Genomic DNA, 24,483 nt, shown 5'->3' on the forward strand with positions numbered 1-24,483 from the left:
CCAGCGACTAAGTTCGCGGCATGGCCAGAACCGGTTCGAAAGTACGTTCGCAGTTCCGCTGCTCGGAGTGCCAGCACACCACGGCGAAATGGGTGGGCCGCTGCCCGGACTGCGGCACCTGGGGCACGGTCAACGAAGTCGCCGTACTGAGCACGCTGACGCCCGCGACGCATCGCGCCGTCGCGCCGGCGTCGCCCGCAGTACCGATCAGCTCGATCGATCCGGGCACGACCAGGCATTTCCACACCGGGATCAGCGAACTGGACCGCGTGCTGGGCGGTGGTGTCGTACCGGGTTCGGTGACGCTGCTGGCCGGTGATCCCGGCGTCGGCAAGTCGACACTGCTGCTCGAGGTCGCGCACCGCTGGGCCATGTCCGGGCGGCGTGCGCTCTATCTGTCGGGCGAGGAGTCCGCCGGGCAGATCCGGCTGCGCGCCGAGCGCACCGGCTGCACGCACGACGACGTCTACCTGGCCGCCGAATCCGATCTGCAGACCGCGCTCGGCCACATCGAGGCAGTCCAGCCCACCCTCGTGGTGGTGGATTCGGTGCAGACCATGTCCACCGCCGAGGCCGACGGCGTCACCGGCGGCGTGACACAGGTCCGGGCCGTCACCACTGCCCTCACCATGGCGGCCAAGACGACGGGCATCGCGATGGTTCTGGTCGGCCACGTCACGAAGGACGGCGCCATCGCCGGGCCGCGCTCACTGGAGCACCTCGTGGACGTCGTGCTGCACTTCGAGGGCGACCGCGCGTCGGCACTGCGCATGGTCCGCGGCGTCAAGAACCGCTTCGGCGCGGCCGACGAGGTCGGCTGTTTCATGTTGCACGACAACGGAATCGAATGCGTTGCCGACCCGTCTGGGCTGTTCCTCGACCAGCGGCCGGCCCCGGTGTCCGGCACCGCGGTGACCGTCAGCCTCGACGGCAAGCGGCCACTCATCGGCGAGGTGCAGGCGCTGATCGGCTCGCCGTCAGCGGGTTCGCCGCGCCGCGCGGTCAGCGGTATCGACTCGGCCCGCGCGGCCATGATCACCGCGGTGCTCGAGAAGCGGGCGCGGCTTCCCGTCGGCACCAACGACATCTACCTGTCCACGGTGGGCGGCATGCGGCTGACCGATCCGTCGTCCGATCTGGCGGTCGCGCTGGCCATCGCGTCGGCGTACACCGACCTGCCACTGCCGGCCACCGCGATCGCCATCGGCGAGGTGGGCCTGGCGGGTGATCTGCGCCGGGTCACCGGCATGGACCGCCGGCTCGCCGAGGCCGCCCGCCTCGGCTTCACCACGGCCGTGGTGCCCACCGGAATCGAGTCACCGCCGCGCGGGCTTCGGGTGCTGCCGGCCGACAACATCACCGCGGCGTTGCGGGTGTTACGCAAGATCACAGAGAATGTGGACCGGACCGGGTAGAGCCCGGCCGGAAAACCACCGAGGAGTGCACCGATGTCGGTGAAAGCGGGAACCCGGGCCGGGCGCGGCAACGTCGTGCATCTGGCCCGACCGACACTGCGCGAGACGTTGGGCAAGCTGGCGCCCGGCACGCCGCTGCGGGACGGCCTCGAGCGCATCCTGCGCGGCCGTACCGGCGGGCTGATCGTGCTGGGCTACGACGACAGCGTGGAGGCCATCTGCGACGGCGGCTTCCCCCTCGACGTCCGGTTCGCGCCGACCCGGCTGCGGGAGCTGTCGAAGATGGACGGCGCCGTCGTGCTCTCCAGCGACCTCACCCGCATCCTGCGGGCCAACGTGCAGCTCGTGCCCGACCCGTCCATCCCGACCGACGAATCCGGTACCCGGCACCGCTCGGCCGAGCGCGCGGCCATCCAGACCGGCTTCCCGGTGGTGTCCGTCAGCCACTCGATGAGCATCGTCACGGTGTACGTCGCCGGGGAGCGGCACGTCGTTCCGGAATCGGCGACCATCCTGTCGCGCGCGAACCAGACCATCGCCACGCTGGAGCGCTACAAGTTCCGGCTCGACGAGGTCAGCAAGCAGCTGTCGATGGCCGAGATCGAGGACTTCGTGACGCTGCGCGACGTCATGACCGTCGTGCAGCGCATGGAGATGGTCCGCCGGATCAGCCTGGAGATCGACGCCGACGTCGTCGAGCTCGGTACCGACGGCCGCCAGCTCAAGCTGCAGCTCGACGAACTCGTCGGCGACAACGACGCCGCCCGCGAACTGATCGTGCGTGACTACCACGCCAACCCCGACCCGCCGACCGCCGACCAGGTGACGGCGACGCTCGAGGAGCTCGACGCACTGAGCGACAACGAGCTACTCGACTTCACCACGCTGGCAAGGGTTTTCGGTTATCCGTCGACGCCCGAGGCGCAGGATTCGGCGATGAGCTCGCGCGGCTACCGGGCGATGGCCGGCATCCCGCGCCTGCAGTTCGCACACGTCGACCTGTTGGTGCGGTCGTTCGGATCGCTACAGGGCCTGCTCGCCGCGAGCGCCGACGACCTGCAGTCGGTGGAGGGCATCGGGTCCATGTGGGCCCGCCACATCCGTGAGGGTTTGTCGCTGCTCGCCGAGTCGACGATCGCAGACCGGCTGGCCTGAGATCAGTTGGCCGGGCCGGGCAGCGTCGGCTCGCCGGGCGCCGGGGCCGCCGGCGCCGGGGGCGGTGCCTCGCCCGCCGGCGGTGCACCCGCGCCGGGCTGCTGCGCCTCGGACAACACGAACGGCACGGGGGCCGATCGCAGGTTGCCCAGCTGGACGACCAGGTTGTAGGTGCCCGGCCCGATCGCCTGACGCGGCAGCGGGCAGTTGGGCGCCGAGCCCATGCCGGTCCAGGTGACCTCGGTGGTCACCTGCTCGCCGGGCTTGAAGCCGCGGACCAGGGTCTCGTTCGACGGGGCGCAGTCCAGGTTGGACCACAGCCGGTTGTTGTCCAGTGAGTAGACGTACGCGGCCAGCACGGCGGCACCGACGTCACGCTTGCACTCGACGAGGCCGATGTTGGTGACCACCATCGTGAACTTCGGCTGGTCGCCGATCACGTAGGTCGGCTGGTTGGTGATGCCCTTGGCGGCCAGTGTGCTGTCCGGGCAGTCGTCGCCCGCCTTGAGCACCGGCGGCGGCGTGACCGCGGTGGTCGGGGTGGGCGTCGGGGCCGGAGCCGCGTTCGGCGGCGGCGCGATCGGACTCTTCACCCCGGGTGTTTCGCCCGGAAGCGGCGTCGCGGACGTCGACGTCTTCGCGGTGGGCTGAGCATCCTTGGAATCGCCCGTGCTGTTGCTGAAGACGACGACCCCGATGATCACAACCAGGAGCAGGACGACTGCGGCGACACCGATCGCCAGCATCCGACGACGGAAATAGATCTGGGATGGCAGCGGGCCATGCGGTTCTAGATCCGGCACATTGTCACGGTAAGGGCACAAAACGCGGTGGGCTCTGACCTGGTCCGGCGTGTCGTCTGTGAACTGGGGTGGTATTCGCCACCCCAGTTCCGCCGACTATTCGCCGATATCGCCGACGTGGTCGCGCTTGGTGATCCGACCCTCGGCCAAGTGATAGGTGGCGCCGACGATGGCGACCTTGCCCGACGCCAGACGCTCGGCGATGATGTTCGACCGCCCGCTCAGCAGGCGCACCGTCTCGTTGACGTGCTTGGCCTCGAGCTCGTCGACCTCGGAGAGTCCTTCGCGGCGGCCGACGAGGATCGACGGCGTCACGCGCTCGACGATGTCCCGCACAAACCCGCCCGGCACCGCGCCGTCGTCGAGAGCCGTGATGGTGGCCTTGACCGCACCGCAGCTGTCGTGGCCGAGCACGACGATCAGCGGCACTTCCAGAACGGCCACGGCGTACTCGATCGAGCCGATCACCGCGGAGTCGAGGACGTGACCGGCGGTACGCACGACGAACATGTCGCCGAGACCCTGGTCGAAGATGATCTCGGCGGCGACGCGGCTGTCCGCGCAACCGAAGAGGACGGCCGTCGGCTTCTGCCCGCCGGCCAGTTCGGCACGGCGCTCGATGCTCTGGCTGGGGTGCAGCGACTCACCGGCAACGAATCGCTCGTTACCCTCTCTCAGTGCTTTCCACGCGCTTATCGGGTTCGAGTTGGGCATGCCGCCCATTGTGCCCTGCACGCATAGCGGACGCGCAATGAGTTCAGGGCAAATTCTCATACCCGCCGACGAGCTCCTGGGCTGGTACCGCACGGCGCAGCGCGACTTGCCGTGGCGGGCCCCGGATGTCACCGCATGGCAAATTCTGGTCAGCGAGTTCATGCTGCAGCAGACCCCGGTGTCGCGGGTCGAACCGATCTGGCGGGACTGGATCGCCCGCTGGCCCACGCCGTCCGCGACCGCGGCGGCCGGGGCCGCTGACGTGCTGCGCGCGTGGGGCAAGCTGGGCTATCCGCGGCGCGCCAAGCGGTTGCACGAATGCGCCGAGGTCATCGCCACCGAACACGGCGACGAGGTACCCCGCGACGTCGAGACGCTGCTGACACTGCCGGGCGTCGGCGCCTACACCGCGCGGGCCGTCGCCTGCTTCGCGTATCAGCAGGACGTCCCCGTGGTCGACACCAACGTGCGCCGCGTGGTGGCACGCGCGGTTCGCGGTGTGGCCGACACGCCCGCACGCTCGCGTGACCTCGACGACGTCGCCGCGCTCCTGCCCGAAGATGGCACGGCACATGTGTTTTCGGCCGCGTTGATGGAACTGGGCGCCATCGTCTGCACCGCCCGCACACCGAAATGCGGCGTCTGCCCGTTGACCGTCTGCGCGTGGCGCAGCGCCGGCCATCCGGAGCTGGACGCGCCGACGCGTCCCGTGCAGAAATACGCCGGGACCGATCGCCAGGTCCGGGGTCGGCTGCTGGATGTGTTGCGCGGCAGCGCAACTCCGGTGACGCGGGCGCAGTTGGATGTGGCGTGGCTCACCGATACCGCGCAGCGCGACCGAGCCCTGGACTCACTGCTGGTCGACGGCCTGGTCGAGCAGACCGCCGATGACCGGTACGCACTCGCGGGTGAGGGCGAGCGCTAAAAACCCCGTTTCAATGAGAACGGCATGAAACCGCCTGCTTTCCAATGAGAACGGCATGAGTCAGTACCACATGCGGTGATGCTCCGATAGAACGGAAGCATGACCGCATACCGAATTTCAGGTGAACAGAAAGCAAACAACAATCGACGCGGCCTCGTCATCGTCGGAGCCGCCGCAGCCGCAATCGCTGCCGCGGCACTCGCCCCGGCCACGGCCTCCGCGCTGCCGACCGGCGGCGGCTCGGCCGTCGACACCATCAACGAGCTGCAGTCCCGCGGCTATCACGTCCAGGTCAACACCAGCACTTCCGGCCCGCTGTCGGCGTGCTCGGTGACCGATGTGCACGGGCTGACCGGCTCCAACATCGACGGCCGGGGCCAGCGCATCAACTCCGGTCAGTTCGACACCGTGTACGTCAACGTGCAGTGCCGGCCGCAGGGCTAGTCAACGCGCTTGCGGCGCAACCAGATTGGGACAGGCGAAGCGCCGCCGGTAGTCGGACGGGTTGACGCCGACGACGCGCCGGAAATGGTGCCGCAGCAAGGTTGCGGTACCGAATCCGGCCTTGTCCGCCACCCGGTCGACATCGAGATCCGTCTCCTCCAGTAGCCGACGGGCGTACAGCACGCGCTGATCGGTGACCCATTGCATGGGCGTCCGGCCGGTCTCCTCGACGAACCGCCGCGCGAACGTGCGCCCCGACATGCTCGCCCGTTTGGCCAGGCTCGCCACCGTGTGCGGCTGCCGCAGGTTGGTCAGAATCCAATCCAGATGCGGCGCAAAGCCTTCCGAGCACCGGACCGGGATCGGCTGCTCGATGAACTGCCGCTGTCCGCCGTCGCGCTGCGGTGGCACCACCATGCGGCGCGCGATCTTGTTGGTGATCTCGCTACCCATCTCGCGGCGCACCAGATGTAGGCAGGCATCGATGCCGGCAGCGGTTCCCGCGCTGGTGATCAGATTTCCGTCGTCGACGAACAGCACGTCACGGTCGACGCGGGCGGTGGGAAACATGCGAGCCAGCTTGTCCGCATGCATCCAGTGCGTGGTGCACGCCCGGCCGTCGAGCAGCCCCGCGGCGCCGGCGACGAACACCCCTGAGCAGATGGTCAGGATCATCGAACCGGAGTCCGCGGCATTGCGGATGGCATCCAGCGCCGCCTGCGGATAGACCGGACCTGCCACGGCCGGAATGGCGACCAGGTCGGCCCCCAGCAGCTGGTCGATGCCGTGGTCGGGGGTCAAAGAGGCGCCGACCGACGTCCGTACGGGCTGCCCGGCCACCGGCCCGCAGACCTTGAAATCGAAGTTCGGCACACCGTCGGCTGACCGGTCGATGCCGAAGACCTCGCACACCACGCCGAATTCGAACGGCGCCACTCCGTCCATCACCAGGACCGAGACACTGTTGATCATGGCAGTATTTTATCGATTGCCGTCCGAACTGCCACTGTTTATTCGGTTGCCCCGGATTCGAGAATTATCGGCATGAACACCATCCTGACTCTCGTCGCGATGGTCGCGATCATGGTCGCCCCCTTCGCACTCGGCGCCCTGTTGAGCGCCATCACCCGAAATCCCGGTGCGCGCAACGGTTTCGGCAACGTCAACTGGACCGACGTGGGAGACTCCCGCGACCTTGACCGCGTCGCGCACGACCTCGCCGCGGCACGTTCCCGATTCGAGTAATCAGACGGACGCGAGGAAATCCTCGACCGCGCGGCGGTAGACCTCGGGTGCGTCGTCGTGCACGAGGTGGCCGGCGCCGGGAACTTCCACATACGTTGTCCGGTGCCCGATCTCGGCCATCTTGCGCATCTGCCCCGGCGGCGCGACCCCGTTGCCGGCCTCGATGAGGAGTGTCGGCGCCCGTACTGCCGTCCACTGCTGCCAGTAATCCCGGGTGCCCCACTCGGCGGCGATCGCCACCCAGTGCGCCGCCTCGCCATGCAGCCGCCAACCGGTCTCGGTGCGATCGAAAGCGTCCAGGAAGTACTGGCCGGCGACCGGGCCGAAGAGATCCAAAACCTGTTGCGCCGAATCGAATTCGACCGGAATCGAATGTGTCCAGGGATCCCAGGCACCGATGGTGAAGCCGACGAAATCCGCTGCCATGTCCTCGACCACCAGCGCGGTGACCAGTTCCGGATGCTCGGCGGCCACACACCAGCTGTGCAGCCCACCCATCGAGTGCCCGATCAACCGCGCCGGGCGCCCCAGCGAACCGACCGCGTCGGCCAGGTCAGCGACGAACCGTTCGGTGCTGATCGGCTCGGAATCGTGGACGCCGCGCCCGCGGTGCCACGGGGCGTCGTACGTGTAGACCTCGCCCAATTCCGTCAACCACGGCAACTGCCGGTCCCACGTCGTCCCGCGGCCCATCAATCCGTGCACCAGCACAATCGGCTCGCCGGTGCCGCCCCGGGCGGTGAGCAGGTCGGTCGTCATGGCCCCATCCTGCCTGTCGACTAGCGCGGTAACCTGAACCACATGCCTGTGGTGAAGATCAATGCGATCGAAGTTCCGCCCAACGCCGGCCCGGAATTGGAGAAGCGGTTCGCGAACCGTGCTCACGCAGTGGACGGCCAGCCCGGCTTCCTCGGGTTCCAGCTGCTCCGCCCGGTCAAGGGCGAGAACCGCTACTTCGTGGTGACACAGTGGGAGTCCGACGAGGCGTTCCAGGCGTGGGCCACGGGCCCGGCCGTCGAGGCCCACGCCGGGCAGCGGGCGAATCCCGTCGCCACCGGAGCATCACTTCTCGAATTCGAGGTTGTGTTGGACGTTGCTGGTTCCGGCCAGCAGGCATAAGACCCGGGCTGCGCTCGCCACGGCCGGCGCAGTCATCGTCGTCTTAGGCGGCTGTAGCAGCACGCCCGCAGCCGTCGCGCCGCCATCGAGCGCTGCCTACGGCGCGCTGATCGACATGAGCACCCCGCAGGGCATGCGGTCCAGGCAGACGATGGACATGCTCAACTCGGACTGGTCCATCGAGCCGGCCGGGGTGAAGACGCTCGCCGCACCTGACCAGGTCGACGACATCACCTACCGGATGAAGTGGATCTGGTGGGACCGCCCGTTCAAGCTCACCGGCATCGACATCGGCGCGGGACAGTCGACGCTGCACGTCACCAACTCCTACGGCGTGAACCAGGACATCCAGCTGCACGTCGACGGCAAGGGCACCGTCGACCGCATGGAGGTCTCGCTGCGTCCGCCGCCCGTCAAGTCCTGGGCGGACGTCGACGCGGCGATCGCGAAGTCCGGCGCGCACTACTCGTATCAGGTCGCCAAGGTCGTCGACGGCAAGTGCGTCAAGGTCGCCGGCACCAACGTCGACGAGCCGATGCCGCTGGCGTCGATCATGAAAATCTATGTGCTGCTTGCCGTTGCGCGGGCCGTGTCGGCCGGCACCCTCAGCTGGGACGACAAGGTCACCGTCACCGCCGAAGGCAAGAAGCTCGGTTCGGCCGGCATGGACAACCTGGCGCCGGGTACCCAGGTGACGGTGCACGAGGCGGCCCAGCAGATGATCTCGGTCAGCGACAACATGGCCACCGACATGCTGATCAACAAGGTAGGCCCGGCCGCGGTCGACGAGGCACTCGTGGTCGCCGGGCACCACGACCCGGCGAGTCTGACGCCGTACCCGACCATGCACGAGCTGTTCTCGATCGGCTGGGGCAAGCCCGATGTGCGTGACCAGTGGAAGAACGGCGACAAGGCGCAGCGCACGGCGCTGTTGCAGCAGGTGAGTTCACGGCCGTACGAGCCCGACCCGTACCGCACCCGGACGCCGGCATCCAGCATCGGGGCCGAGTGGTACGGCAGCGCCGCCGACATCTGCCGCGAGCACGTCGCGGTGCAGGCCGCCGCTGTCGGGCCCGCCGCGCCGGTCCGGGACATCATGTCGAAGGTCGCCGGCATCGACCTGGACCGCGCCAAGTGGCCGTACCTCGGCTCAAAGGGCGGCAACCTGCCGGGCGACCTCGGTTTCAGCTGGTACGCCGTCGACCACACCGGCCAGCCGTGGGTGGTGAACTTCCAGCTGACCTGGCCGACGTTCAAGGGTCAGACGGCGGCGCAGTGGCTGCTGAGCATCATCAAGCAGGCGTTCGATCTGATCCCGGTGCGGTGAGCACGCAGTCGCCGCAGCACGCCGCCCTGTCGCCGGCCAGCTGGTAGATCAGGCAGCAGCTGTTTCGGCGAAATGCCGGCCCCGAGCGCAGCACTCCCCCGTCGACTCGGGGGTCCGCGAGCACCGCGTCGGCCGCTTGTCGCGCCTGCTCCGCCAAGTCGGGCCGGGCCCTGCCGATCTGCTGGGCCGCACTGTTGGCGGCCGAACCGACGTTGCCCCACAACACTTTCGGGCTGACGCCGAATCGCCCGAACGTGTTCGTGAGCACTTCCACTGCGGGCGCGCCGCCGGCCGGCCGCGCGGAGACCGCCAGCGGATAGGGACCACCCAGCTGGTCCTGCCAGGCCAGGTCGGCCAATGACCACGACGCCGGCTCCCCGAGAGCGGCGGTGCCGATCATCGGTGCGATCAGCCGCGCCACCAGCCCCAGGTGCGCGACGGACGCGGCAACGCGAATCTCGGGCTCGCCGTTGCCCATCAGCGCCGACCTGACCTTGTGCACGCGCGCGGTCAGCGCGTCCGGATCATCGACGAGCTCGGCCATCGGCCGCCACGGCGGCGACGGCGAATCCTGTTGCCGCACAATGGCGAAGAACGGGCCGAACCCGGCCAGGTCGTCAGTCACCGGCGGGCTGTTGAACCAGCCGGCGCGCGGCCTCCGCGACGGCAGCGCGCCGGACGGCGGCGGATTCCGGCGACAGCGGCTGATCGACGATGCGGTCGATACCGAATCCGCCCGCGGCGAGCGCATAGGTCATGTCGTTGAGCAGCACCAGCAGATCCATCGGCCGCCACGACGCGTCGATGATCCCGCTCCGCTGGGCCTCGGCGATCCGGTCCAGCTTGGACTGGAAGATGCGGCGCAGCACGTGGTCACCGAACATCCCGTCGGCGGCCTCCAACTCGATCCAGCGCTGCAGCCGGGCCCCGACCGGGTCGGCCACCATGTAATCGAAGAGCGCGACGGCGTACGCCGGCACATCGTCGGGTTTGAAGATCGCGTCGTACGGCGCGTCCTGAATCCACTGCTCGACGACCGCCTCGAAGAGGTTCTGCTTGCTCTGGAAGTAGCTGTACAGCCGCTCCTTGCTGGCATTGGCTTCGGCGGCAATGCGATTCAGCCGGGCACCGGCAAATCCGAGGGCGGAGAACTCCGCTTTGGCGGCAGCCATGATGCGCTCGCGTGTCGCATGTCCGGCTGCTCTCATAGCATCCGCCAGGGTAACAGCCAGCTACCTCACTGGTCGCGTTCGAGGAGGAAGTAGAACAGCTTGTCGTCGGTGCGCTGCCGCTTGCCGTTCATGATGCCCATGAGGGTGTCGCTGTCGACCCGCTTGAAGTGGTCGAACACCGGCTGCCCGTCGTAGACCATGGTCCCGGTCACCTCGCCGCGAAACTCGATGTCCCACAACGACGCGCCGCCCCGGCTGAGGTCCCTGTTCGAAAACAGTTGCCCCGCTTCGTCGTAGCAGACGATGGGCTCGACGTCGTTGATCGATTTGAAGATCTTGCCGTACCACCGGACCGCCTGCAGCTGGCCGTTCATCTTGTGACCGGTGTCGAACTCGTCGCCTTTCCAGTTGCCGACCATGTCGACGGCGCGGACCGGCTCCAGCGAGGCCCAGATTTCGTCCAACTCGGCGGGATCGACATGAGCCTGGCCCCGCAGTTCAGTGAAACGAGCGCGGGCGGTATCGACGTCCACAGGGACCTCCCAAGTCAATTGGTTCGGAAACTGACCATAATCCCGAACCAACTGGTTCGGCAAGTCTGAATATTGACGTGCCCAGATATTAATTCAGGTGTGCCCGCCCGAGGACGAGTAGGGCAAATCGGTGCTGCTGTGCCGGTCGACCTGGACGGGACGACCGATGTAGGGAAAGGCCCGCTGCGGACACGCCGGGCGGTCGCAAATCTTGCAGCCCGCACCGATCGGAATCGCGGCCTCGGGGTCGGCCAGGTCGATGCCGGCCGAATAGATCAACTTGTCGGCGTGCGCCAGGTCGCAACCGAGTCCGATGGCGAAACGCTTCCGCGGCCCCCGGAACCGGCTCGGGGCCGACGTCGTCGTGCGTGCGATCCAGAAATACGACCGCCCGTCGGGCATCTGCGCCACCTGGGTGATGAACTCCCCGGGTCTCGCGAAGGCCTGGTGCACCACCCACAGCGGGCAGTTGCCACCCACCCGGGAGAAATGAAAGGCAGTGGCGGACTGACGTTTCGAGATGTTGCCCGCGCTGTCGGTGCGCACGAAGATGAAGGGCACACCCCTGGCTTCGGGGCGCTGCAGCGTCGAGAGCCGATGGCATACGGTCTCGAATCCGACCTCGAACCGGCGCGCCAACTGGTCGATGTCATACCGCAGTTCCTCGGCCGCCGCCAGGAACAGCCGGTACGGCATCAACAGCGCGCCGGCGAAGTAGTTCGCCAACCCGATCTGCGCGACTTCCCTTGCCTCGGCGCTCAGTTGGTCGTCGGCGGCCACCAGCGCCGCGATCAGGTCGGCATACATCAACAGCGCCAGCTGGGTGGCCAGCTGGAATGCGCGCTGCCCCGGGTGCAGCCACCGGGCCACGTAGAGAACGCCGACGTCCTCGCGGTACAAGCGTTTGACATTGGGCCCCAACACCTCCCCGTCGTCGATGACCACACTGATGCCGAGCTCTGCGGTCAGCAAGTCGGCCAGTTGGGCATCCAAACCGCCGAGCCGCATAGCGAACCGGCCGAACAACGATTCGGCCGCGGCGTCCAGTTCACCGACGTGGTTCTTCCGGTCGTAGAAGAAGTCCCGGACTTCTTCGAACGGCATCGGCTGCGGCAACGGCGCCGACGCGTCGACGGTGGCGCGGGTGTGCATGGCGTCGAGTTCGGTTGTGGCATCGAACAATCGGCGGTTCATGCTGACCAGCATCTGACCGACCGCCGGCATTCTCGCCACCAGTTCCTCGATCTGGCCGGCCGTCGCCGAGGTGTCGGCGAGGATCTCGCGCAGGTCGGAAACCAGCCGCGCGTCCGATTCGGGCGCGAAGTAGTTGGTCGGCAGATCGAAGCGCTCCGCCAAGGTGAGCAGCACCGGTACCGTCACCGGGCGCTGGTCGTTCTCCAGCTGGTTGACGTAGCTCGTCGACAAACCCAGGACGCGCGCCAGCGCGACCTGCGTCAGGCCCTGTTCCTCGCGCAGCCGTCGCAGACGGGCGCCCACGAATGTCTTTGCCACTGCCGCGAGCCTAACCCCCGCGGCTTACACAAAGTTCGCAAACTACAACCACCAAGGACGCAAAATTACGCAAATACAGGGTCTTTCCGGCTCGCGATCAGCTGCGTAGCGTGCGAATCATGCAGACACACGAGGTACGCACCCGACGCAGCGCGGAGGAATTCCCCCGCTCGGAACACCTGGCGTGGAAGATCGCGGAGGTGGCCGCCGATCCGGTCGACGTGACGCCCGAAGTCGAGGCGATGGTCGTCAACCGGATCATCGACAACGCCGCGGTCTCGGCCGCATCGGTGATCCGGCGTCCCGTCACCGTCGCCCGGACCCAGGCACAGGCGCACCGCACGCCGCGCGGTGCCACGGTATTCGGCATCGACGGCACCTACTCGCCCGAGTGGGCCGCCTGGGCCAACGGGGTGGCCGTCCGCGAACTCGACTTCCACGACACCTTCCTGGCCGCCGAGTACTCGCACCCGGGGGACAACATCCCGGCCCTGGTCGCGGTGGCCCAGCAGCTCGACGTCCGCGGCGCCGACCTGATCCGCGGCATCGCCACCGCATACGAGGTGCAGATGGACCTGGTCCGCGGAATCTGCCTGCACGAACACAAGATCGACCACGTCGCGCACCTCGGCCCGTCCGTCGCCGCCGGCCTCGGCACCATGCTCCGGCTGGACCCCGAGACCATCTATGCCGCGGTCGGCCAGGCGCTGCACCTCACCACCGCCACCCGCCAGTCCCGCAAGGGTCTGATCTCCAGCTGGAAGGCCTACGCCCCAGCGCTGGCCGGCAAGGTCGCGATCGAGGCCGTGGACCGTGCCATGCGCGGTGAAGGCTCCCCCGCCCCCATCTGGGAAGGCGAGGACGGCGTCATCGCCTGGCTGTTGTCCGGGCCCGAGCACACCTATCGGGTGCCGCTGCCCGGCCCCGGTGAACCCAAGCTGGCCATCCTGGACAGCTACACCAAGGAACACAGCGCCGAGTACCAGAGCCAGGCCCCCATCGACCTGGCGCGCCGGATGCGTTCGCGGATCGGCGATGTCGACCAGATCGCCACCATCGTGCTGCACACCAGTCACCACACGCACGTCGTGATCGGCACCGGCTCGAACGATCCGCAAAAGTTCGACCCGGATGCAACACGGGAAACCCTGGATCACTCGGTGATGTACATCTTCGCGGTCGCACTGCAGGACGGTGAGTGGCACCACGAACGGTCGTACGCGCCCGAGCGCGCCCGCCGGCCGGACACCATCGAGCTGTGGCACAAGATCTCGACCGTCGAGGACCCGGAGTGGACCCGCCGCTACCACTCGAATGACCCGGCGGAGAAGGCGTTCGGCGCCCGGGCCGTGGTGACGCTCAAGAGCGGCGAGGTGATCGTCGACGAGCTGGCCGTGGCCGACGCGCACCCGCTCGGCGCGCGTCCGTTCGGGCGTGAGCAGTACCGCGACAAGTTCACCACGCTCGCCGAAGGCGTCGTCGCCCCTGCCGAGCAGGACCGGTTCCTGGCCGTGGTCGACGGCCTTGCGGCCATGAAGCCGGGCAGCCTCGGCGCCCTCAACGTGCGCGTCGACCAGGTCGTGCTGGACAAGGCGCCCACGATCCCGTCGGGGATTTTCCGATGAGCGCCGGCCTGCTCGGCTCGCGGGTCTCGGCCGCCGACAAGCGGGTGGCGTTGCGGACGGCACTGAATTCCGGCCGGCTGCAACGCTATCCGGGCGCATTCTCGCCACTGGTGGCGAAGCTGGTGTCAGAGATCGGCTTCGAGGGGGTCTACGTCTCGGGCGCGGTGCTGTCGGCCGACCTGGGCCTGCCCGATATCGGGCTGACCACCTTGACCGAGGTGGCCGCCCGCAGCGCCCAGATCGCCGCGGCCACCGACCTGCCCACCCTGGTGGACGCCGACACCGGCTTCGGCGAGCCGATGAGCGCCGCACGCACCATCACGATCCTGGAGGATGCCGGGCTGGCCGGCTGCCATCTGGAGGACCAGGTGAACCCCAAGCGCTGTGGCCACCTCGACGGTAAGGCAGTCGTGCCGGCCACCGAGATGATCAAGCGACTGCGTGCCGCGGTCGCCGCTCGCCGGGACCCCAACTTCGTCATCTGTGCGCGCACTGATGCCGCCGGAATCGAGGGCATCGCCGCGGCCATCGACCGGGCCAAGGCCTACGCCGATGCCGGCGCCGACCTGATCTTCACCGAAGCACTGTCCACCCCAAGGGAATTCGAGCAGTTCCGGGCAGCGGTCGACACTCCCCTGCTGGCCAACATGACCGAGTTCGGCAAGTCGGAACTCGTGACGGCCCAGCGGTTGTCAGACATCGGCTACAACCTGGTGATCTACCCGGTCACCACGCTGCGTCTGGCGATGCACGCGGTCGAGATGGGCCTGCGCGAAATCCACACCGCCGGAACCCAGGCCGGCCTGCTCGGCCAGATGCAACACCGCAGCCGGCTGTACGAGTTGCTGCGCTATGCCGAATACAACCAATTCGATTCCGACATCTTCAATTTCACCCTCCAGGACGTGAAATCATGACCACTCAACCGCCCCACATCCACAAGGGTCTGGCCGGTGTCGTCGTCGACACCACCGCCATCTCCAAAGTCGTGCCCGAGACCAACAGCCTGACCTACCGGGGTTATCCCGTGCAGGATCTGGCGACGCACTGCACGTTCGAGCAGGTGGCCTACCTGCTGTGGCACGGCGAGCTGCCGACCGAACACGAACTCGCGATGTTCTGCCAGCGCGAGCGGGCGTCCCGGCGGATCGACCGGTCGATGTACTCGCTGCTGGCCAAGCTGCCCGAGAGCTGCCATCCGATGGACGTGGTGCGCACGGCGATCAGCTATCTCGGCGCCGAGGATCCGGAAGAGGACGACAGCACCGTTCCGGCCAACTACGCCAAGTCACTGCGCATGTTCGCCGTCCTGCCGACAATCGTCGCCGCCGATATCCGCCGACGGCAAGGACTTTCGCCCATCCAGCCGCACAGTCAGCTGGGATACGCCGAGAACTTCCTGAACATGTGCTTCGGATCGGTCCCCGAACCGGCGATCGTCGACGCGTTCTCCCAGTCCATGGTGCTGTATGCCGAGCACAGCTTCAACGCGTCCACGTTCGCTGCCCGGGTGGTGACCTCCACGCAGTCGGACATCTACAGCGCGGTAACCGCCGCCATCGGCGCCCTCAAAGGCTCGCTGCACGGCGGCGCCAACGAGGCCGTCATGCACGACATGCTGGAGATCGGCTCGGCCGCGAACGCCCCTAAGTGGTTGCACGGCAAGTTGTCTCGCAAAGAGAAGGTGATGGGCTTCGGACACCGCGTCTACAAGAACGGTGACTCTCGGGTGCCGACGATGAAGACGGCGCTCGACCGGGTGGTGGCAGCCCGCGGCGGCCAGCGGTGGCTGGACATCTACACCGTGCTGGAGCGCGAGATGTTCACCGCCACCAGGATCAAGCCGAACCTCGACTTCCCCACCGGGCCGGCCTACTACCTCATGGGCTTCGACATCCCAGTCTTCACACCGCTTTTCGTGATGGCCCGCATCGTGGGCTGGACCGCGCACATCATGGAACAAGCGGCGTCCAACGCGCTGATCCGTCCCCTGAGTGAATACTCGGGCCAACCACAACGTTCCATTGCCTGAGCGCGCCATCACCAAAGTCCTCGTCGCCAACCGGGGTGAGATCGCGATCCGGGCCTTCCGGGCGGCCTATGAGCTGGGTATCGCGACGGTGGCGGTATACGCCCACGAGGACCGGAACTCCCCACACCGATTGAAGGCCGACGAGTCCTACCAGATCGGCGAGCCTGGCCATCCCGTTCGGGCTTATCTGTCTGTGCCCGACATCATCCGGGTGGCCCAGCTGTCCGGCGCCGACGCGGTGTACCCGGGATACGGATTCCTCTCGGAGAACCCCCAACTCGCGGCAGCGTGCGCCGCGGCCGGCATCACGTTCGTCGGCCCGAGTGCCGGCGTCCTGGAGTTGACCGGTAACAAGGCCAGCGCCATCGCCGCGGCCCGAACCGCCGGCCTGCCGGCGCTCGCATCGTCGGCTCCGTCTGCGTCAGTCAGCGAATTGCTCACGGCCGCAGCCGGTATGGAGTTTCCCCTGTTCGTCAAGGCCGTCTCGGGTGGTGGCGGACGTGGCATGCGGCGGGTGACCGAGCCGGCCGCGCTGGCCGAGGCCATCGCGGCGGCGTCGCGCGAAGCGGAGTCTGCTTTCGGTGACCCGAACGTCTACCTCGAGCAGGCGGTCCTCAACCCCCGCCACATCGAGGTGCAGATACTGGCCGACGGAACCGGCGAGGTGATCCACCTCTTCGAACGGGACTGCAGTGTGCAACGCCGGCACCAGAAGGTGGTCGAGCTGGCCCCCGCCCCGAACCTCACCGACGAACTGCGGAACCGGATCTGTTCTGATGCGGTGACATTCGCGCGCCAGATCGGTTACTTCTGCGCCGGAACCGTCGAGTTCCTGCTCGACGAGCGCGGGCACCATGTGTTCATCGAATGCAATCCGCGCATTCAGGTCGAGCACACGGTGACCGAGGAGATCACCGACGTCGACCTGGTCACCGCCCAGTTGCGGATCGCGGCCGGCCGGTCGTTGGCCGAGCTCGGGCTGAGCCAGGATCGCGTCAGAATCCGTGGCGCCGCCATGCAGTGCCGCATCACCACCGAAGATCCCGCCAACGGTTTCCGTCCCGACACCGGCCGGATCACCGCCTACCGTTCTCCCGGCGGTGCCGGCGTCCGGTTGGACGGCGGCACCAACGTCGGTGCGGAGATCAGCGCCCACTTCGACTCGATGCTGGTCAAACTCACCTGCCGCGGCCACGACTTCGCGACGGCGGTCAGGAGGGCCCGACGCGCCCTCGCGGAGTTCCGCATCCGCGGGGTGTCGACGAACATCCCCTTCCTGCAAGCGGTTCTCGATGATCCGGACTTCGCCGCAGGCAAGGTTTCGACATCGTTCATCGACGAGCGTGCGCAACTGCTGACGGCCCACACCCCAGGGGACCGCGGCACCCGCATCCTCAACTACCTCGCGGATGTCACGGTGAACCAACCGCATGGCGGTCGTCCGTCGGCTGTGTATCCACGAGACAAGCTGCCGAAGATCGATCTCGACGGTCCGGCACCGGCGGGCAGCAAGCAGCTGCTGACCGAGCTCGGCCCAGAGCGCTTTGCGGCCGCCCTGCTGGAGTCGCCGCGGCTGTGGGTCACCGACACCACGTTCCGCGACGCCCATCAGTCGCTACTCGCAACGCGAGTGCGTACCTCGGGCCTGGTCAAGGTGGCCCCGTACGTGGCCCGCATGACGCCGCAGCTGCTGTCGGTCGAGTGCTGGGGCGGCGCGACCTACGACGTGGCGCTTCGGTTCCTGAAAGAGGACCCGTGGGAGCGGCTGGCCGCGCTGCGGGAGGCGATGCCCAACATCTGCCTCCAGATGCTGTTGCGCGGCCGGAACACCGTGGGTTACACACCCTATCCGACATCGGTCACGTCGGCGTTCGTACAGGAGGCCACCGCCACCGGCATCGACATCTTCCGGATCTTCGACGCGCTGAACAACGTGGAGTCGATGCGGCCGGCGATCGATGCAGTGCGCGAAACCGGTTCCGCGGTGGCCGAAGTCGCGATGTCCTACACCGGCAACCTCTCCGACCCCGCGGAGACGCTGTACACGCTCGACTACTGGCTGAAGCTGGCCGAGCAGATCGTCGATGCCGGTGCCCACGTGCTGGCAATCAAGGACATGGCCGGTCTGCTGCGACCACCCGCGGCGGCAAAACTCGTGTCGGCGTTGCGATCCCGTTTCGACCTGCCTGTACACGTCCACACCCACGACACCCCAGGTGGACAGCTGGCCACGTACGTCGCGGCCTGGCAGGCCGGTGCCTCTGCAGTCGACGGGGCGGCGGCACCGCTGGCCGGCACCACCAGCCAGCCTGCGCTGTCGTCGATCGTTGCGGCAGCCGCGCACACCGCGCACGACACCGGTCTGTCGTTGGCAAACGTCTGTGAGCTGGAACCGTATTGGGAGGCGTTGCGCCGCGTCTACGCGCCGTTCGAGGCGGGCCTGCCCGCACCGACCGGCCGCGTGTACACCCACGAGATCCCGGGCGGGCAGCTCAGCAATCTGCGTACCCAGGCCGCCGCCCTCGGGCTGGGCGGCCGGTTCGAGGACATCGAAAACGCCTATGCCGGAGCAGATCACGCTCTCGGCAGGCTGGTGAAGGTGACGCCGTCGAGCAAGGTGGTAGGTGATCTTGCGCTGGCGCTCGTCGGCGCCGGGATGAGCGCCGGGGAGTTCGCCGCCGACCCGCACCGCTGCGACATCCCGGATTCGGTGATCGGCTTCCTCCGCGGCGAGCTCGGCGACCCGCCCGGCGGCTGGCCGGAACCCTTGCGCAGCAAGGCCCTTCGCGGAAGGTCCGACACCAGGCCGACGGCAACCCTCACCGTCGAGGACTACGCCGAACTGGCGGAACCCGGTCTTACCCGCCGAGCGGCCCTGAATCGGCTGCTCTTCCCCGGTCCGACCCGCGAATTCCGCACGCATCGAGAACAATTCGGCGACACCTCCCGCCTGAGCGCCAACCAGTTCTTCTACGGGCTGCGCCGCGGCGAAGAGCACCGCGTCGAGTTGGAGAAGGGCGTCGAGCTGCTCATCGGTCTCGAGGCCATCTCCGAGCCCGATGACCGCGGCATGCGGACGGTGCTGTGCCTGTTGAACGGTCAGCTACGCCCGATCCTGGTGCGGGACAGGTCGATCGATAGCGCAGTCCGCGCGGTGGAGAAAGCGGACCGCGGCAACCCGGACCACGTTGCGGCGCCGTTCGCCGGCGTCGTGACGATCGGGGTGACCGTTGGCGAGCGGGTGAGCGCCGGCCAAACGGTCGCCACCATCGAGGCGATGAAGATGGAGGCAGCCATCACGTCGCCGAGAGCCGGTACCGTCACGCGGCTCGCGGTGGCGCCCACGGCCAGTGTCGAAGGCAATGACCTGCTGGTGGTGGTCAGCTGACCGTCGTAGTGTTCACGGCACGACGACGAGCTTGCCGTGCACATGGCCCGTCGTGCTCGCCGAGAGCGCGGCACCGGCTTCGGTCAGCGGGTACGTCTCGCTGATCGAGACGGCAAGACGTTCCTGCGCGACAAGCGTCGCGAGTTCGCGAAGGGCGGCGCCCAGTTCGCTTCCGGACCCACCGGCGTGCACCTGGATGCCGGTGTCGGCCTGGTCGAAGGCGACCAGCGTGAGCACCCGGGCCGGATCGCCGGTGAGCTCGATCGACAACGGAATCTCGCCGCGACCGGAGGCGTCGAGAACGGCGTCGACTCCGTCGGGTGCGGCGGCCCGCACCCTCTCGAGCAGACCATCGCCGTAGGTGACCGGCGTCGCGCCGAGCGAACGCAGGTATTCGTGGTTGGATTCACCCGCCGTGCCAATGACATTGACACCCTGAGCCTTTGCGAGCTGGACGGCAAAAGTACCTACGCCGCCCGCGGCCGCATGGATGAGCAGGGTGTCGCCCGCCTTGACGCCGAGCTTCCCCAGCACCGTGTACGCAGTGCCGCCCGCGCCTGCCAGCGAGCCCGCCACTTCCCAGCTGACGCCCTCAGGCTTACGGACGAGCTCGGCAGCTTCCGCCAGCGCAAGATCCGCGAACGAACCTGTCGTCGACCGGCCCAGAACCTCGTCGCCAACCGCCCACTCGGTCACCTCGGACCCAACGGCGTCGACGACGCCGGCCACGTCGGACCCCACACCGGCGGGCAGCTCGAGCGGCATCAGTTCGCGCATGTATCCGCCGAGGATCTTCCAGTCGATCGGATTGACGCCCGCGGCACGTACCGCGATTCGCACCTGGGTGGGTCCGGGAGCCGGCGGCTCGACATCGACCACTCGCAAAACCTCAGGTGTGCCGTATTCGGCGAACTGCACTACTCGCGACATCGATTCGTCTCCAATCGGTTTCCGGGCACTGGCCCAGCAAGGTCAAGGCTCGGGCAGCCGGTTTTATTTCAGGTGACGCACCGCCGCGTGAACCCGAAAAGAACTGCGCTCCGGAACCTGGCTCAGGTTCCGGAGCGCAGTCATCGGCGAGCTATCCGGCGCGAACCAACAGTGCCGCCTGCACCATGCGCCGCAGCGACTCGGAAACCTCGTCGGTCTTGCGGGTCTTCAGCCCGCAGTCCGGGTTCACCCAGAGCCGTTCTGCCGGAACGGCATCCAGCGCACGGCGCAGCGATGTCGCCATCTCGCCGGTGGTGGGAACCCGGGGCGAGTGAATGTCGTACACACCGGGGCCGACGCTGTTCGAGAACCCGATGCCGTTGAGGTCGTCGAGGACCTCCATGTGTGAGCGTGCCGCCTCGATCGACGTCACGTCGGCATCGAGATCGGCAATGGCGCCGATCACCTCACCGAACTCCGAATAGCACAGGTGCGTGTGAATCTGCGTGGCGTCGCTGACGCCCGACGTCGAGAGTCGGAACGCGTCGACCGCCCACTGCAGGTAGGCCGCCTTGTCGGCATTGCGCAGCGGCAGCAGCTCTCGCAACGCCGGCTCGTCGACCTGGATGATCGCGATGCCGGCGGACTGCAGATCGACGGTCTCGTCCCGGATGGCCAGCGCCACCTGGTTGGCCGAGTCCGCCAGCGGCTGATCGTCGCGAACGAACGACCAGGCCAGGATCGTCACCGGGCCGGTGAGCATGCCCTTGACGGGCTTGTCGGTCAATGTCTGCGCGTAGGTCGCCCACTCGACCGTCATCGGCTGCCGCCTGGTGACGTCGCCGAAGAGGACCGGCGGGCGCACGCAGCGGCTGCCGTACGACTGCACCCAGCCGTTCTTGGTGGTCAAGAAGCCGTCGAGCTGCTCGGCGAAGTACTGCACCATGTCGTTGCGCTCGGGCTCGCCGTGCACCAGCACATCGAGGCCGAGTTCCTCCTGCAACCGGATCACCGTCTCGACTTCGGATTTCATCCGGCCGATGTAATCGGCCTCGTCGATCTCGCCGGCGACGAACGCCGCCCGGGCCTTGCGGATCTCGACGGTCTGCGGGAACGAACCGATCGTCGTGGTCGGCAGTGCCGGCAGATGCAGGCGGGCGTCTTGTGCCGTACGCCGTTCGGCGGCCGGCCCGCGGCTGATGCCACCGGACAGGACCGTGTCGAGCCGGGCTCGGACGGCGGCGTTGTGCAGTCGCGGGTCGTGCCTGCGTGACGCGACCGCCCGGTTCGATGCCTCGAGCTGCGCGGCCACCGAGCCCCGGCCAGTGCGCAGCGCCGTCGCCAGCGTCGCGACCTCGTCGACTTTCTCGGCACCGAACGCCAGCCAGCCACGGAGCGCGTCGTCGAGACCGTCCTCGCGCTCGAGCGAGTACGGGACGTGCAGCGTCGAGCACGACGTGGACACAGCCACCGAACGTGCCGACTCCTGCACTGACTCCAGCCGGAACAGTGCGGCCTCCAGGTCTGTGCGCCAGACGTTGCGGCCGTCGACGACGCCGGCCACCAACAGCTTGCCCGCGAGGCCCGGGATGCCGACTGTCGGTTGGTCACCCCCGGCAACGAAATCGACTGCCATACCGTCGATCTGGGTACGGGCCAGCGCCGGCAGCACGTTCCCCGGTTCGCCGAAGTAGGTCGCGACCAGGATCGCCGGACGATCTGCGGCGCCGGCCAGCACCGCGTAGACGTGCTCGGCCAATTCGGCGGCGTTGGCAGTGCCGTCCAGGATGTCGGTGACCAAGACGGGTTCGTCGATCTGCACCCACTCGGCACCGGCTGCGGCGAGTCGGCCCAGCAGTTCGGCATACAGCGGCACCAGCTCGTCGAGGCGCCCGATGGGCGCCTCGGCGCCGTCGACGGCCTTGCTCAGCGCCAGGAACGTGATCGGTCCGACGATCACCGGCCGGGCCGGAATACCCTGCGCCTGAGCCTCTTTGAGCTCTGCCAGCACCTTGTCGGGATGCAGTGTGAACGTGGTGTCGGGGCCGATCTCCGGGACCAGGTAGTGGTAATTGGTGTCGAACCACTTCGTCATCTCGAGCGGTGCGATGTCCGCCGTCCCGCGAGCCGCCGCGAAATAGCGATCGAGATCATCGGCAATGCCGCCCGCGCGACTCGGCAGGGCGCCGAGCAGTACCGCGGTGTCGAGCATCTGGTCGTAGTAGGAAAACGTATTGACCGGAATGGAATCCAGTCCGGCGGCCGACAACGCGGCGATGGTCTCGCGGCGCAGGCCCGCGGCGATTTCCTCGAGCGCGGCCCGGTCGATCCGGCCCGCCCAATAGCGTTCGACGGCCCGCTTGAGTTCACGGTTCGGACCGATGCGGGGCGCGCCGAGAATGGTTGCGGTGAATGGTGTTGACAACTGACGTCCTTCAAATGCGACGGAAGTGCGCACCGCCCAAGGACATTCATCGAGGACAGCACAAACCGCCCTCGGCGATCAGCCCATTCCACGAGGCGATGCACCGCCGGACGCGGCGCATCCGGCACAGCTGGCAGGTCTTCGGACTCGCGGGCACGCACCCTCGGGTGCACCTAGTGGCCGTCGCTTCCCAGTTCGATACGAACCAGTGCCGATGACGGCGGTCGTTCCTGCTCACCGCTGCGGGACAGTCCCGGATTCTCACCGGGTTCCCTCTCATGGCGATTTTCGCCATTCGATGCCGCAGACGCCGAAGCGCCATTGGCAAACCAGCTGCGCCGTGGAGACTACCCTGTCGGGCCCTGTGCCGGACCCGGGCCGCCGTAACCCAACTGCTGTGCGGTGTAGCGGGCGGCGTCGGTGACCGGAACCGCTTGTACCGCAGTGCCGTACGCGCAGATCTCGGTCCAGACGTCGCCGATCTCGGTGGTGTCGAACCGCATCCCGATGATCGCATTGCCGCCGCGGGCGTGACATTCCTGGAGCAGCCGGCCCATGGCTTCGTTGCGGCTCTCGGCGAGGTTCTTGGTCATGCCCTGCAGCTCGCCGCCGAACATCGCCTTGAAGCCGGCGCCCATCTGCGCGAAGGCGTTCCGGGACCGGACGGTGAGGCCGAACACCTCACCGCAGACCCGCTGAATCTCCCACCCGGGCAGGTCATTCGTCGTGACAACCAGCATGCTGCCGCCTTTCTGTGTCGGTATGCCTCGAACTGTAGTGCGCGGCAACCGCAATCGTCAGAGCGCGGCTGCCACGTCCTGCGCCGGTGCGGCCTTCCTGGTGCCACCGAGGTAGCGCTCGACGAGCCCGCCGAACACCAGCCCGATGACCGTCCAGATCAACGCCTGGTCGATCAGCGAGTACCACCGGAACTTCCACAGCAGGTCGGCGTCGAATCCGGGGTAGATCAGCTGCCCGGGGGCATAGACCTTGCCGTCGACGGTCACCGGCGTCCCGAACGTGTTGGTGATCGGCTGCGGCGTCTCGGTTGCCGCGCGCGCGAAGCCGAACTCGCCGGCGTGCTCGACATTGGCGGCCAGGTCACCCAGCGACGGCAGCGCCGCCAGCAGGCCGCCGTACAGCACGAAGAACCCGAGCACCGCGATACCGACGGCGCGCGCCCAGCCGACCTTCGCGGACAGCTTGCGCGCGGCGAACACCGCGAGGCCCAGCAGAGTCAGCGACCCCCACACCATTCCCAGGTACAGGAAACCGCGGGCCTCCATGGTGAATTCGTGGCCGACAGCGGGTGGGTTCGACGGGTATTTCACGAACGGCAGCAGGTACACACCCAGGAAGCCGAAACCGGCGATGGTCCAGCCCAGCACCTTGGGCCGGACCTGGAACCGGCCGTGCAGCACCAGATACGCGACGGCCACCAGCGCACCCATCGCCACCGAGAACGCGATGATGCCGGTGGCCGCACCGATACCCGACTGGATGGACCGGCTGAACAGTTCCGGTCCGTCCGGCTCGACCGGATGGCCCATGGCCGTGTGCACGGTCGAGAGCACGTTCATGCGGCCGGATTCGTAGTCGATGGCCTTGTCGATGGTGGGCTCGGCAAAGATCCAGGCAAACAGGAACCCCAGAATGCCGGCGACCAGGCCGGCGAGGGCTCCGCGCCCGATGACGCGGATTTCCATGAAAGTCCCTTGC

At 67.6% G+C, this 24,483-nt stretch carries 23 protein-coding genes and 1 riboswitch; of the genes, 11 read left to right on the forward strand and 12 right to left on the reverse strand.

Annotated features, from left to right (window positions below; all coding sequences use genetic code 11):
- The first annotated feature begins 20 nt into the window (after nt 1–20).
- Complete coding sequence (gene radA, locus VXD91_RS07135) at nt 21–1,415, forward strand: DNA repair protein RadA (RefSeq protein ID WP_135356482.1); 1,395 nt, start codon at nt 21–23, stop codon at nt 1,413–1,415.
- 75 nt (nt 1,416–1,490) lie between these two features.
- The gene (disA, locus tag VXD91_RS07140; protein WP_346415104.1) at nt 1,491–2,570 is read left to right on the forward strand and encodes a DNA integrity scanning diadenylate cyclase DisA; all 1,080 of its coding nucleotides are present in this window, start codon (nt 1,491–1,493) and stop codon (nt 2,568–2,570) included.
- Between the two features lie 2 nt (nt 2,571–2,572).
- Here disA and VXD91_RS07145 read toward each other — a convergent pair whose 3' ends face one another.
- Together VXD91_RS07145 and VXD91_RS07150 are read right to left on the reverse strand one after the other, a co-directional pair.
- A complete protein-coding gene (locus VXD91_RS07145) occupies nt 2,573–3,373 on the reverse strand; it encodes a hypothetical protein (protein WP_167837986.1) in 801 nt (266 codons plus the stop codon).
- Between the two features lie 96 nt (nt 3,374–3,469).
- On the reverse strand, nt 3,470–4,087 hold the full coding sequence (locus tag VXD91_RS07150) for a carbonic anhydrase (protein WP_135356481.1): 618 nt from the start codon (nt 4,085–4,087) through the stop codon (nt 3,470–3,472).
- A gap of 37 nt (nt 4,088–4,124) precedes the next feature.
- On the opposite strand from VXD91_RS07150, the gene VXD91_RS07155 reads away from it, so the two are divergent.
- Both VXD91_RS07155 and VXD91_RS07160 read left to right on the forward strand, forming a co-directional pair.
- Complete coding sequence (locus VXD91_RS07155) at nt 4,125–5,012, forward strand: A/G-specific adenine glycosylase (protein WP_135356480.1); 888 nt, start codon at nt 4,125–4,127, stop codon at nt 5,010–5,012.
- A gap of 99 nt (nt 5,013–5,111) precedes the next feature.
- Nucleotides 5,112–5,456, forward strand: coding sequence for a hypothetical protein (locus VXD91_RS07160; protein ID WP_135356479.1), 345 nt, complete (start codon nt 5,112–5,114; stop codon nt 5,454–5,456).
- Here the strand turns inward: VXD91_RS07160 and VXD91_RS07165 are convergent, their stop codons facing one another.
- A complete protein-coding gene (locus tag VXD91_RS07165; RefSeq protein ID WP_135356478.1) occupies nt 5,457–6,428 on the reverse strand; it encodes a helix-turn-helix domain-containing protein in 972 nt (323 codons plus the stop codon).
- Between the two features lie 72 nt (nt 6,429–6,500).
- On the opposite strand from VXD91_RS07165, the gene VXD91_RS07170 reads away from it, so the two are divergent.
- On the forward strand, nt 6,501–6,701 hold the full coding sequence (locus VXD91_RS07170; protein ID WP_135356477.1) for a hypothetical protein: 201 nt from the start codon (nt 6,501–6,503) through the stop codon (nt 6,699–6,701).
- On the opposite strand, the gene VXD91_RS07175 is transcribed toward VXD91_RS07170, so the two are convergent.
- Nucleotides 6,702–7,460, reverse strand: a complete 759-nt coding sequence (locus tag VXD91_RS07175) for an alpha/beta hydrolase (RefSeq protein ID WP_135356476.1) — start codon at nt 7,458–7,460, stop codon at nt 6,702–6,704.
- Nucleotides 7,461–7,502: 42 nt separating this feature from the next.
- Here VXD91_RS07175 and mhuD point away from each other — a divergent pair, with 42 nt between their 5' ends.
- Both mhuD and VXD91_RS07185 read left to right on the forward strand, forming a co-directional pair.
- A complete protein-coding gene (mhuD, locus tag VXD91_RS07180) occupies nt 7,503–7,820 on the forward strand; it encodes a mycobilin-forming heme oxygenase MhuD (RefSeq protein ID WP_020100898.1) in 318 nt (105 codons plus the stop codon).
- Between the two features lie 34 nt (nt 7,821–7,854).
- Nucleotides 7,855–9,147: a serine hydrolase gene (locus VXD91_RS07185; protein WP_231387997.1), complete on the forward strand. Its 1,293-nt coding sequence runs from the start codon at nt 7,855–7,857 to the stop codon at nt 9,145–9,147.
- On the opposite strand, the gene VXD91_RS07190 is transcribed toward VXD91_RS07185, so the two are convergent.
- The 4 genes from VXD91_RS07190 to VXD91_RS07205 all read right to left on the reverse strand — a co-directional run bounded on the left by VXD91_RS07190 (nt 9,113) and on the right by VXD91_RS07205 (nt 12,364).
- Complete coding sequence (locus tag VXD91_RS07190; RefSeq protein WP_346415059.1) at nt 9,113–9,772, reverse strand: (2Fe-2S)-binding protein; 660 nt, start codon at nt 9,770–9,772, stop codon at nt 9,113–9,115. The two genes, VXD91_RS07185 and VXD91_RS07190, sit on opposite strands and share 35 nt — an antisense overlap.
- On the reverse strand, nt 9,765–10,319 hold the full coding sequence (locus VXD91_RS07195; RefSeq protein WP_346415105.1) for a TetR family transcriptional regulator: 555 nt from the start codon (nt 10,317–10,319) through the stop codon (nt 9,765–9,767). The genes VXD91_RS07190 and VXD91_RS07195 overlap by 8 nt, the downstream gene beginning before the upstream one ends.
- A gap of 65 nt (nt 10,320–10,384) precedes the next feature.
- Nucleotides 10,385–10,852 carry a DUF4334 domain-containing protein gene (locus tag VXD91_RS07200; RefSeq protein WP_346415061.1) on the reverse strand — a complete coding sequence of 156 codons (468 nt, stop codon included), beginning with the start codon at nt 10,850–10,852 and terminating at the stop codon, nt 10,385–10,387.
- A 93-nt stretch (nt 10,853–10,945) separates the two neighbouring features.
- On the reverse strand, nt 10,946–12,364 hold the full coding sequence (locus tag VXD91_RS07205) for a short-chain fatty acyl-CoA regulator family protein (RefSeq protein WP_346415062.1): 1,419 nt from the start codon (nt 12,362–12,364) through the stop codon (nt 10,946–10,948).
- 119 nt (nt 12,365–12,483) lie between these two features.
- Between VXD91_RS07205 and prpD the strand changes: the two genes are divergently transcribed.
- The 4 genes from prpD to VXD91_RS07225 are packed head-to-tail and all read left to right on the forward strand — an operon-like array spanning nt 12,484 to nt 19,409.
- The gene (gene prpD, locus VXD91_RS07210) at nt 12,484–13,989 is read left to right on the forward strand and encodes a 2-methylcitrate dehydratase PrpD (protein WP_212807280.1); all 1,506 of its coding nucleotides are present in this window, start codon (nt 12,484–12,486) and stop codon (nt 13,987–13,989) included.
- A complete protein-coding gene (gene prpB, locus VXD91_RS07215; protein ID WP_212807281.1) occupies nt 13,986–14,906 on the forward strand; it encodes a methylisocitrate lyase in 921 nt (306 codons plus the stop codon). The genes prpD and prpB overlap by 4 nt, the downstream gene beginning before the upstream one ends.
- Nucleotides 14,903–16,021, forward strand: coding sequence for a bifunctional 2-methylcitrate synthase/citrate synthase (locus VXD91_RS07220; RefSeq protein WP_346415063.1), 1,119 nt, complete (start codon nt 14,903–14,905; stop codon nt 16,019–16,021). The genes prpB and VXD91_RS07220 overlap by 4 nt, the downstream gene beginning before the upstream one ends.
- A 7-nt stretch (nt 16,022–16,028) precedes the next feature.
- Entirely contained in the window at nt 16,029–19,409 is a 3,381-nt protein-coding gene (locus VXD91_RS07225; protein ID WP_346415106.1) for a pyruvate carboxylase, read from the forward strand.
- Nucleotides 19,410–19,421: 12 nt separating this feature from the next.
- Here VXD91_RS07225 and VXD91_RS07230 read toward each other — a convergent pair whose 3' ends face one another.
- The 4 genes from VXD91_RS07230 to VXD91_RS07245 form a co-directional block, all read right to left on the reverse strand.
- Entirely contained in the window at nt 19,422–20,339 is a 918-nt protein-coding gene (locus VXD91_RS07230) for an NADP-dependent oxidoreductase (protein WP_135356468.1), read from the reverse strand.
- Nucleotides 20,340–20,490: 151 nt separating this feature from the next.
- Nucleotides 20,491–22,764 (reverse strand): 5-methyltetrahydropteroyltriglutamate--homocysteine S-methyltransferase, encoded by a 2,274-nt coding sequence (metE, locus tag VXD91_RS07235; protein ID WP_318985409.1) that lies wholly within the window; start codon nt 22,762–22,764, stop codon nt 20,491–20,493.
- A 114-nt stretch (nt 22,765–22,878) separates the two neighbouring features.
- Nucleotides 22,879–23,088, reverse strand: a riboswitch (cobalamin riboswitch).
- Nucleotides 23,089–23,111: 23 nt separating this feature from the next.
- Entirely contained in the window at nt 23,112–23,504 is a 393-nt protein-coding gene (locus VXD91_RS07240) for a YbjQ family protein (RefSeq protein ID WP_318985408.1), read from the reverse strand.
- A 57-nt stretch (nt 23,505–23,561) separates the two neighbouring features.
- Nucleotides 23,562–24,470, reverse strand: a complete 909-nt coding sequence (locus tag VXD91_RS07245; RefSeq protein WP_318985407.1) for a CbtA family protein — start codon at nt 24,468–24,470, stop codon at nt 23,562–23,564.
- Nucleotides 24,471–24,483 lie beyond the last annotated feature (13 nt).

The sequence above is a fragment of the Mycobacterium sp. SM3041 genome (assembly GCF_039668335.1).
Classification (GTDB): Bacteria; Actinomycetota; Actinomycetes; order Mycobacteriales; family Mycobacteriaceae; genus Mycobacterium.